Genomic DNA, 10,430 nt, shown 5'->3' on the forward strand with positions numbered 1-10,430 from the left:
CATGAGACACAGAGCGAGATCGATCCTCGCTGTCGGCGCGCTGATGATCGGCGGAGCGAGCCTCACACCCACGGCCCAGGCACGGAGCGACGGCCCGGCACCCACCGGACCGGACGAGGTCGGGGTCTACCGCGCGGAGGTCACGAAGCAGCAGGTACCCCTGCTGCTGAAGGCCGGTCAGGACGGCCACGAACTCGGTGAGCCGGCGGCCGGCGGCGGCAGGACCCGGGTCGAGGTCTACCTCACCGGCAAGCAGGCCGCCCGGCTGCGCGGGCAGGGCGTCACCCTCACCGAGCACACCCTCTCCTCCCGGGCGCAGGCCCGGGTGGAGGACGCGGCGCAAGGCGTGTTCCGCCCGTACAGCGGAAAGGGCGGCCTCAAGGAGGAGATCCTCCGCACCGCCCGGGAACACCCCGGCCTCACCAAGGTCGAGTCCATCGGGAAGACCGTCGACGGCCAGGACATCCTCGCGCTCAAGATGACCAGGAACGCGCGGACGTCGCGGGACGGCTCCAAGCCGGCCGTGCTCTACATGTCCAACCAGCACGCGCGCGAGTGGATCACGCCGGAGATGACCCGCCGGCTGATGCACCACTACCTGGACCACTACACGAGCGACCGGCGCGTCAGGAGCATCGTCGACTCGACCGAGCTGTGGTTCGTCCTCTCGGCCAACCCCGACGGCTACGACTACACCTTCAAGGACCCCAGCACCCGCCTGTGGCGCAAGAACCTGCGCGACGTCGACGGCGACGGCGCCATCGGCGTGGGCGACGGCGTCGACCTCAACCGCAACTTCGCCTACAAGTGGGGTTACGACAACGAGGGCTCGTCGCCCGACCCCACCAGCCAGACCTACCGCGGCGCGAGCCCCGGCTCCGAGCCCGAGACCAGGGCCCTGGACGCCCTGGAGAAGCGGGTCGGCTTCCGCTACGGCATCAACTACCACTCCGCCGCCGAACTCCTGCTCTACGGCGTGGGCTGGCAGGTGGCCACGCCGACGCCCGACGACGTCCTCTACCGGGCACTGGCCGGCACCCCGGACGACTCCGCCGTTCCCGGCTACCGTCCGCAGGTCTCCTCGGAGCTGTACACCACCAACGGCGAGGCGGACGGCCACGCGTCGAACGTCAACGGAATGGCCATGTTCACCCCGGAGATGTCGACGTGTCAGACCGCGTCGGACAGCGACCCGGACGACGCCTGGAACCGCGGCGACTGCCGGTCGTCCTTCACCTTCCCCGACGACGAGAAGCTGATCCGGCGCGAGTTCGCCAAGAACGTCCCGTTCGCGCTCTCCGTCGCCGAGACCGCGGCGCACCCCGACCGGCCGGCCTCCGCCGTCGGCCTGGACGCCGCCGACTTCACCCCGGCCTCGTTCACCACGTCGTACTCCCGGGGCGCGGACCAGGAGGTCGCGGTCGTCGCCCGCAAGGCGCTCCGGGACAAGGAGCTGAGGTACCGCGTCAACGGCGGCCGCACCCTCGACCAGGCGCTCAGGCCCTGGAAGGGCGGCGAGGTCTACGGCGGCGAGGACGACCTCTACTTCGACGAGTACCGCGCCAAGGTGCGGGACGGCGAGCCGGGCGACCGGGTCGAGGTGTGGTTCACCGGTGAGACCAGGAGCGGACGGAAGGTCTCCGGCCCGCACTTCACCTACACCGTCGCGCGGCGGCCGGCCGCCGACACGCTGGTGGTCGCCGAGGAGGGCACCGCAGCCGGCCAGGCCCGGGCCTACGCGGACGCGGTCCGGGCCGCCGGGCACCGGGCCGTCGTCTGGGACGTGGCCACCCAGGGCGCTCCGGACCCGCTCGGCGTGCTGAAGCACTTCCGGACGGTCGTGCACTACTCCGGCCCGGGCGGCCCCGGCAACGCCACCCAGCTGCGGCTGCGCGCCTACCTCAACGAGGGCGGCAGGCTGATCGAGGCCGGCGAGCGGGCCGGCGGCAGTGTCGACCTCGGCGACGGCACCCTGTCCGACGACTTCAGCCAGTACTACCTGGGCGCCTACAGCCGTACGCCGGCCAAGGGAGCCACCGGCTTCACCGGCTCCGGCGCGCTCGCCGGCGCCGCCGGACCCCTCGGCGACGCGCCCGGCAACCCGCTCGACGCGGCGGGCGCCTACGGCGTCACCTCCGAGGAACTGCCGGCCACCGCGTTCCCGCAGTTCGCAAGCGCGGGCGCGGGCGCGTTCAGCGGAACCACCAACCCCTACGGGCCGTACGCGGGCGCCTTCATGGCCGCCGCCGTGCACACCGACAACGCCTACAAGCGGCTCACCCGCACCCTCGACCTCACCGGAGTCGTCGCCGCCGACCGGCCGGCCCTGAGCGCCCGGCTGCTGTGGGACACCGAACCCGGCTACGACCACGTGGTGGTGGAGGCGCACACCGTGGGCGCCGACGACTGGACCACGCTGCCGGAGGCCTCGGGAGCCACCCGGACGACCGTGCCGGACGAGTGCGGCGCCCTGACCGCCGAGCACCCCTGGCTGAAGCACTATCTGACGCCGTCCGGTACCACCTGCGCCGCGACCGGTTCCAGCGGCGCCTGGAACAGCCTCTCCGGCACCTCCGCCGGCTGGCAGCGGGTGGCCTTCGACCTGAGCGCGTACGCCGGGAAGTCCGTCGAGGTCTCGATCGGCTACATCACCGACACCGGCACCGGCGGCCGGGGCGTCCTCGCCGACGACGCCTCGCTGGTCGTCGGCGGCGCGGCGCGGGAGACCGAGGGCTTCGAGTCGTCCCTGGGCGCCTGGCGGGCGGCCGGGCCGCCGGCGGGCAGTGCGCCGGTCCGCAAGGACTGGGCCCGCACCGGGGCCCTGTTCCGGACGTACGCGGCGGTCACCACGGACGACACCGTGCTGCTCGGTTTCGGTCTGGAACAGATGGTCTCGGCGGCCGACCGGGCGGCGCTGCTGAGGAAGGCGTTCGCCGCGCTGGACAGGTGAGCGCAGGCCCCTCTCAACGGTGCGCGGACGAGCCGTTCATCAAGTGAGCCGACCCGCTCACGAACGAGTGAAAATGACGTGAGAGGTGCCCGGCATTCCATACCAAATGCGGGTGATTCAGCCGTCGATCCGGGGCGGTCCGTACCTCTACTGGCCGGTACGGACCGCCTGCCCGTGTATGGGTTGTCTCGATGTCACCCAGGGGGCCTCAGAGAGGTAGGGTCGGGGGTGGTCGGGGACATCCCAAACAGAGCTCGCCGGCACCGCATAGCCGGCGTACCAACGAGGAGATCGGTTCGTGACGATCCGCGTAGGCATCAACGGCTTCGGCCGCATCGGTCGTAACTACTTCCGCGCGCTGCTGGAGCAGGGAGCGGACATCGAGGTTGTGGCTGTCAACGACCTGGGTGACACCGCGACCACCGCCCACCTGCTGAAGTACGACACGATCCTGGGCCGCCTCAAGCAGGAGGTCACCCACACCGCCGACACGATCACCGTCGACGGCCACACCATCAAGGTGCTCTCCGAGCGCAACCCGGCCGACATCCCGTGGGGCGAGCTGGGTGTCGACATCGTCATCGAGTCCACCGGCATCTTCACCAAGCGCGAGGACGCCGCCAAGCACCTCGCCGGTGGCGCCAAGAAGGTCCTCATCTCGGCTCCGGCCAAGGACGAGGACATCACCATCGTCATGGGCGTCAACCAGGACAAGTACGACCCGGCGCAGCACAACGTCATCTCCAACGCCTCCTGCACCACCAACTGTGTGGCGCCGATGGCCAAGGTCCTCGACGAGAACTTCGGCATCGTCAAGGGCCTGATGACGACGGTGCACGCGTACACGAACGACCAGCGCATCCTGGACTTCCCGCACAAGGACCTGCGCCGCGCCCGTGCCGCCGCCGAGAACATCATCCCGACCACCACCGGTGCCGCCAAGGCCACCGCCCTGGTCCTGCCCCACCTCAAGGGCAAGCTGGACGGCATGGCCATGCGCGTCCCGGTCCCGACCGGCTCGGTCACCGACCTGGTCGTGGAGCTGAGCCGCGAGGTCACCAAGGAAGAGGTCAACGCCGCCTTCCAGAAGGCCGCCGAGGGCGAGCTGAAGGGCCTCCTCGACTACACCGAGGACCCGATCGTCTCCTCCGACATCGTCAACGCCCCGGCGTCCTGCACCTTCGACTCCTCCCTGACCATGGTCCAGGAGGGCAAGAACGTGAAGGTCATCGGTTGGTACGACAACGAGTGGGGCTACTCCAACCGCCTCGTGGACCTCACGGTCTTCGTCGGCAACCAGCTCTGATCGCAAACCGCAGGACCCCGAAGTGAGAGCAGGGCTCGGGCAGCGCACCGTCGCGCTGTCCGGGCCCTGCTCTCACGTACCGACCCCGCCCTTTTACGATCAGGTGCACACGAGCCCTCCTCAGGAGACCACCCCATGAAGACGATCGACGAACTTCTCGCCGACGGCGTGAGCGGCAAGCGGGTCTTCGTCCGCGCCGACCTCAACGTGCCGCTGGCCGACGGGACCATCACCGACGACGGCCGCATCCGCGCCGTCCTGCCCACCGTCAAGGCCCTCGCGGACGCGGGCGCCAAGGTGGTCGTCGCCTCGCACCTGGGCCGCCCCAAGGGCGCCCCGGACCCCGCCTTCTCGCTGCTGCCCGCGGCCGAGCGCCTCGGCGAACTGCTCGGCGCCCCGGTCGCCTTCGCCGAGGACACCGTCGGCCCCGCCGCCCACGACGCCGTCGACGGCCTCCAGCCGGGCCAGGTCGCGGTCATCGAGAACCTGCGTTTCAACCCCGGCGAGACGTCCAAGGACGACACGGAGCGAGGGGAGTTCGCCGACCGGCTCGCCGCCCTCGCCGACGTCTACGTGAGCGACGGCTTCGGCGCCGTCCACCGCAAGCACGCCTCCGTCTTCGACCTCCCGGCCCGGCTGCCGCACTACGCCGGCCACCTGATCGCCACCGAGGTCGGCGTCCTGAAGCAGCTCACCGAGGACGTCAAGCGGCCGTACGCGGTCGTGCTCGGCGGCGCCAAGGTGTCCGACAAGCTGGGCGTCATCGACCACCTGCTGGAGAAGGCCGACCGCATCCTCGTCGGCGGCGGCATGGCCTACACCTTCCTCAAGGCCCAGGGCCACGAGGTCGGCATCTCCCTGCTCCAGGAGGACCAGATCCCGGCGGTCAAGGAGTACCTGAAGCGCGCCGAGGAGCGCGGTGTGGAGTTCGTCCTCCCCGTCGACGTCCTCGTCTCGCCCGAATTCCCGGACCTGAAGACCAAGGCCCCGACCAACCCCACCACGGTCGCCGCGACCGCCATCCCGGCCGACCAGGAGGGCCTGGACATCGGTCCGGAGACCCGCACGCTGTACGCTTCGAAGCTCGCCGACGCCGCGACCGTCTTCTGGAACGGTCCCATGGGCGTCTTCGAGCACCCCGACTACGCCGAGGGCACCAAGGCGGTCGCCCACGCCCTCGTCGACTCCGACGGTTTCACCGTCGTCGGCGGCGGTGACTCCGCCGCGGCCGTGCGCACGCTCGGCTTCGACGAGAAGGCATTCGGCCACATCTCGACCGGTGGCGGCGCCTCCCTCGAATACCTCGAGGGCAAGACGCTCCCCGGCCTCGCCGCACTGGAGGACTGACCTCGATGAGCACGCGCACGCCGCTGATGGCGGGCAACTGGAAGATGAACCTCAACCACCTCGAGGCCATCGCACACGTCCAGAAGCTCGCCTTCGCCCTGGCCGACAAGGACTACGAGGCCGTAGAGGTCGCCGTCCTGCCGCCCTTCACCGACCTGCGCTCCGTGCAGACCCTGGTCGACGGCGACAAGCTCAAGATCAAGTACGGCGCCCAGGACATCTCCCAGCACGACTCCGGCGCCTACACCGGCGAGATCTCCGGCTCCATGCTGGCCAAGCTGAAGTGCACCTACGTGGCGATCGGCCACTCCGAGCGCCGGCAGTACCACCACGAGACCGACGAGCTGGTCAACGCCAAGGTCAAGGCCGCCTACAAGCACGGCCTCACCCCGATCCTGTGCGTCGGCGAGGAGCTGGACGTCCGCGAGGCGGGCAACCACGTCGCCCACACCCTCGCCCAGGTCGAGGGCGGCCTCAAGGACCTCCCGGCCGAGCAGGCCGAGACCGTCGTGATCGCCTACGAGCCCGTGTGGGCCATCGGCACCGGCAAGGTCTGCGGCGCCGAGGACGCCCAGGAGGTCTGCGCCGCGATCCGCGCCAAGATCGCCGAGCTGTACTCCCAGGACGTGGCCGACAAGGTCCGCATCCAGTACGGCGGCTCCGTGAAGTCGGGCAACTGCGCCGAGATCATGGCCCAGCCCGACATCGACGGCGCCCTGGTCGGCGGCGCCTCGCTGGACGCCGACGAGTTCGTCAAGATCGTGCGCTTCCGCGATCAGTGACGCCGGGCCGTGAGTAGGCGGTAGCGGCGATACGTCGTACTCTTGCGGGGGCACAGCCGAGGCGCTGTGCCCCCGTCGTCCATCCGAATCCGAGGAAGTTGGTCCAGCCGTGGTTTTGGGGTTCTCGATCGCCCTGATCGTCTTCAGCCTGCTGCTGATGCTGCTGGTGCTGATGCACAAGGGGAAGGGCGGCGGCCTGTCCGACATGTTCGGCGGCGGCATGCAGTCCTCCGTCGGCGGTTCCTCGGTCGCCGAGCGCAACCTCGACCGGATCACCATCGTGATCGGCCTGCTCTGGTTCGCGTGCATCATCGTCCTCGGCCTCGTCATGAAGTCGAACAACTGACACGCGACCGCGCGAACCGGCCGTACGACCGGTCCGCACCGCGTATTTCCCACGCAAAGCCCCATGTTGGGTACGCGCCTGTGAGCGCGGCCTATCATGGGGCTTGCGTCTTGGTGTGGGGGCCGGTAACTCCAATCACTGGACGCGCGTTGGGCCTTACGTAGACTGAGGCGCTCGCGGCGAAGTGAAACGCCGACTAGCTTCGCGGCACCATCACGCAGGGAGTTACGACCGTGGCAAGTGGCAACGCGATCCGAGGAAGCCGGGTCGGGGCGGGGCCGATGGGCGAGGCCGAGCGCGGCGAGTCCGCGCCGCGTCTGCGCATCTCCTTCTGGTGCTCCAACGGGCACGAGACGCAGCCCAGCTTCGCCAGCGACGCGCAGGTTCCCGACACCTGGGACTGTCCCCGCTGCGGCTTCCCGGCCGGCCAGGACCGGGACAACCCGCCGGCCCCGCCGCGCACCGAGCCCTACAAGACGCACCTCGCGTACGTACGCGAGCGGCGCAGCGACGCGGACGGCGAGGCGATCCTCGCCGAGGCGCTCGCCAAACTGCGCGGCGAAATCTAGGACTTCTCACCGGCCGGGTGCCCGCGGGCGCCCGGCCGGAGCCCGTCCGCGCCCCACGTGACGCCGACCGGTTGTCAGTGGCGCCCTCTACGGTTCTCGTTACGGCGTGAACCGACGGGGGAGTTGCGACGATGGCCAAGACGGGGGACGAGCGGGCGCCGGCATGGCGCGGGGGCTTCGGACGGCTGTGGAGCGCAGCCGTGCTCTCCAGCTTCGGTGACGCGCTGCGCACGGCAGCGTTGCCGTTGCTCGCCGCCTCGCTGACCGGCCGACCTCTGCTCATCGCCGCCGTGGTCGCCTGCGGTTACCTGCCCTGGATCGTCTTCGGCCTGCTCGGCGGGGCCGTCGCCGACCGTGTGGACCAGCGCCGTGCGATGTGGACGGTGGACGCGGTGCGCGGGCTGCTCATGGCGTCCTTCGCGGTGGCCGTCGCCCTGGGACACGCCTCGATCGCCTTGCTGATCGCGCTCGCCTTCACGCTGACCACCCTTCAGACCCTGTTCGACAACGCGGCCACGGCCCTGCTGCCGGCGCTGGTGGAACCGGACGCCCTCGGCAGCGCCAACGCCCGGCTGATGTCCGGTCAGAAGATCACCGGTGGTCTGCTGGGAGCGCCCGCCGTGCCGATTCTGATGGCCGCGGGGACATCCGTTCCCTTCGCGGCCGACGCGGCCACCTTCCTCGTCGCCGCCGCCCTGGTCGCCTCCTTGCGGCCCGCCGTGCCCGACCGCTCGCCGGGACCGGCGGGCGGCACCCTGCGCCGGGAGATCGCCGACGGGCTGCGCGTCCTGTGGCACGACCGGCCGCTGCGCGGGCTGTGCGCCGCGACGGCGCTGTGCAACGTCGGCATGGGAGCCCTGATCGCCACCTTGGTCGTGCTGGTGACCGGGTGGCTGGGCGCGGGCAGCGGCGGCTACGCGGCGGCGGCCACCGCGTACACGGTCGGCGGCCTGGCCGGAGGAGTGGCGAACCGGCGGATCACGGCCGGGCTCGGCCCGTTGCGCGCGGTGCTGCTCGCCGGCGCCGTGCAGACCGCAGCCCTCGTCGTCATGGGTACGGTGCGCAGCCTGCCCGCCTTGGTGGCCGCCCTCGCCGTCTTCGGGTTCATGGGCATGCTGTGGAACGTCAACACCACCACCCTGATGCAGCAACGCACGCCCGCCGGCCTGCTCGGCCGGGTCGGATCGGCCTTCCGGACCCTGGCCGTCGCGGGAGTCCCGCCGGGCGCGATCCTCGGCGGTGCCGCGGCCACGGCCTGGGGTCCCAACACGCCCGCTCTGCTCACGGCCGTCTTCTTCGTCCTGTCCGTCACCGCGCTGATACCGCTGCGCAAGCGGGACATACGTGTGGTGGTGCCGGACGACCACTCGCGCCGTGCGGTGATCAATTAGGTTGGAACCGGCAGTGGGACAGGTCGCAGGAAAGAAGGCTGAAGTCGACATGAACGCAGACGGCCGTACCAGGCTCCACCAGACGCCCGAGTGGGCCGCCCTCGCCGAGCACCGCGAGGAGCTGGCGGACACCCGGCTGAGGGAACTGTTCGCCGCCGACCCCGGACGCGGCACCGGGTACACGCTCCGGGTCGGCGACCTGTACATCGACTACTCCAAGCACCTGGTCACCGACGACACCCTGCGGCTGCTGCGCCAGCTGGCCGCGGCGACGGACGTCTTCGGACTGCGGGACGCCATGTTCCGCGGCGAGAAGATCAACGTCACCGAGGACCGGGCGGTGCTGCACACCGCGCTGCGCGCCCCGCGGGACGCCGTGATCGAGGTCGACGGCGAGAACGTCGTGCCCAAGGTGCACGCGGTGCTGGACAAGATGGCGCACTTCGCCGACCGGGTCCGCTCCGGCGAGTGGACCGGACACACCGGCAAGCGCATCAAGAACGTGGTCAACGTCGGTATCGGCGGCTCCGACCTCGGCCCCGCGATGGCCTACGAGGTGCTGCGCAGCTTCGCCGACCGCGACCTCACGGTCCGCTTCGTCTCCAACGTGGACGGGGCCGACCTGCACGAGGCGATCCGCGACCTGGACCCGGCGCAGACCCTGTTCATCATCGCGTCCAAGACGTTCACGACGATCGAGACCATCACCAACGCCACCTCGGCGCGCCAGTGGCTGCTGGCCGCGCTCGGCGACGAGAAGGCCGTGGCGAAGCACTTCGTGGCGCTGTCCACGAACGCCGGTAAGGTCGCCGACTTCGGCATCGACACGGACAACATGTTCGAGTTCTGGGACTGGGTCGGCGGGCGGTACTCGTACGACTCCGCGATCGGCCTGTCCCTGATGATCGCGATCGGGCCGGACCGGTTCCGGGAGATGCTCGACGGCTTCCGGCTGATGGACGAGCACTTCCGCACCGCGCCCGCCGAGGCCAACGCGCCGCTGCTGCTGGGTCTGCTGGGCATCTGGTACGGCAACTTCCACGACGCGCAGTCCCACGCGGTGCTGCCGTACTCGCACTACCTGTCGAAGTTCACCGCCTACCTCCAGCAGCTGGACATGGAGTCCAACGGCAAGTACGTCTCCCGTGACGGCGAGCGGGTGGACTGGCAGACCGGGCCGGTGGTGTGGGGCACGCCCGGCACCAACGGGCAGCACGCCTACTACCAGTTGATCCACCAGGGCACCAAGCTGATCCCGGCGGACTTCATCGGCTTCGCCGAGCCGGTCGCCGAGCTGAGCGGTGAACTCAAGGCCCAGCACGACCTGTTGATGGCCAACTTCTTCGCCCAGACCCAGGCGCTCGCCTTCGGCAAGACGGCCGAGGAGGTCCGCGCCGAGGGCGTCGCCGAGGAACTGGTCCCGCACAAGACCTTCCCGGGCGACCGGCCCACCACGACGATCCTGGCCCGTGAGCTGACCCCGTCCGTGCTCGGCCAGCTGATCGCCCTCTACGAACACAAGGTGTTCGTCCAGGGCGCGGTGTGGAACATCGACTCCTTCGACCAGTGGGGCGTGGAGCTGGGCAAGGTCCTCGCCAAGCGCGTCGAACCCGCGCTCACCGAGGGCGCCGAGGTCCCCGGTCTCGACGCGTCCACGAAGGCGCTGGTGGCCCGGTACCGGGAACTGCGCGGCCGGAGCTGAGAACAGCGGCCCGGGAAAAGCGGACGGCGGAGGCCCC

At 70.4% G+C, this 10,430-nt stretch carries 8 protein-coding genes; all 8 read left to right on the forward strand.

Features of this window, described 5'->3' with window-relative positions; all coding sequences use genetic code 11:
- Position 1: 1 nt before the first annotated feature.
- Positions 2-2,950, forward strand: coding sequence for a M14 family zinc carboxypeptidase (locus tag SCK26_RS28200; RefSeq protein ID WP_318204141.1), 2,949 nt, complete (start codon positions 2-4; stop codon positions 2,948-2,950).
- Positions 2,951-3,248: 298 nt separating this feature from the next.
- A complete protein-coding gene (gene gap / locus SCK26_RS28205; RefSeq protein WP_318204142.1) occupies positions 3,249-4,256 on the forward strand; it encodes a type I glyceraldehyde-3-phosphate dehydrogenase in 1,008 nt (335 codons plus the stop codon).
- Between the two features lie 135 nt (positions 4,257-4,391).
- Positions 4,392-5,603 (forward strand): phosphoglycerate kinase, encoded by a 1,212-nt coding sequence (locus SCK26_RS28210; RefSeq protein WP_318204143.1) that lies wholly within the window; start codon positions 4,392-4,394, stop codon positions 5,601-5,603.
- A gap of 5 nt (positions 5,604-5,608) precedes the next feature.
- Positions 5,609-6,385, forward strand: coding sequence for a triose-phosphate isomerase (gene tpiA / locus SCK26_RS28215; RefSeq protein WP_318204144.1), 777 nt, complete (start codon positions 5,609-5,611; stop codon positions 6,383-6,385).
- 109 nt (positions 6,386-6,494) lie between these two features.
- Positions 6,495-6,731, forward strand: coding sequence for a preprotein translocase subunit SecG (gene secG, locus SCK26_RS28220; RefSeq protein WP_318204145.1), 237 nt, complete (start codon positions 6,495-6,497; stop codon positions 6,729-6,731).
- 233 nt (positions 6,732-6,964) lie between these two features.
- On the forward strand, positions 6,965-7,300 hold the full coding sequence (locus SCK26_RS28225) for an RNA polymerase-binding protein RbpA (RefSeq protein WP_010352468.1): 336 nt from the start codon (positions 6,965-6,967) through the stop codon (positions 7,298-7,300).
- 131 nt (positions 7,301-7,431) lie between these two features.
- Positions 7,432-8,691, forward strand: coding sequence for an MFS transporter (locus SCK26_RS28230; RefSeq protein ID WP_318204146.1), 1,260 nt, complete (start codon positions 7,432-7,434; stop codon positions 8,689-8,691).
- 49 nt (positions 8,692-8,740) lie between these two features.
- Positions 8,741-10,393 carry a glucose-6-phosphate isomerase gene (gene pgi / locus SCK26_RS28235; protein WP_318204147.1) on the forward strand — a complete coding sequence of 551 codons (1,653 nt, stop codon included), beginning with the start codon at positions 8,741-8,743 and terminating at the stop codon, positions 10,391-10,393.
- Positions 10,394-10,430 lie beyond the last annotated feature (37 nt).

It is taken from the genome of Streptomyces sp. SCL15-4, from assembly GCF_033366695.1.
Classification (GTDB): domain Bacteria; phylum Actinomycetota; class Actinomycetes; order Streptomycetales; family Streptomycetaceae; genus Streptomyces.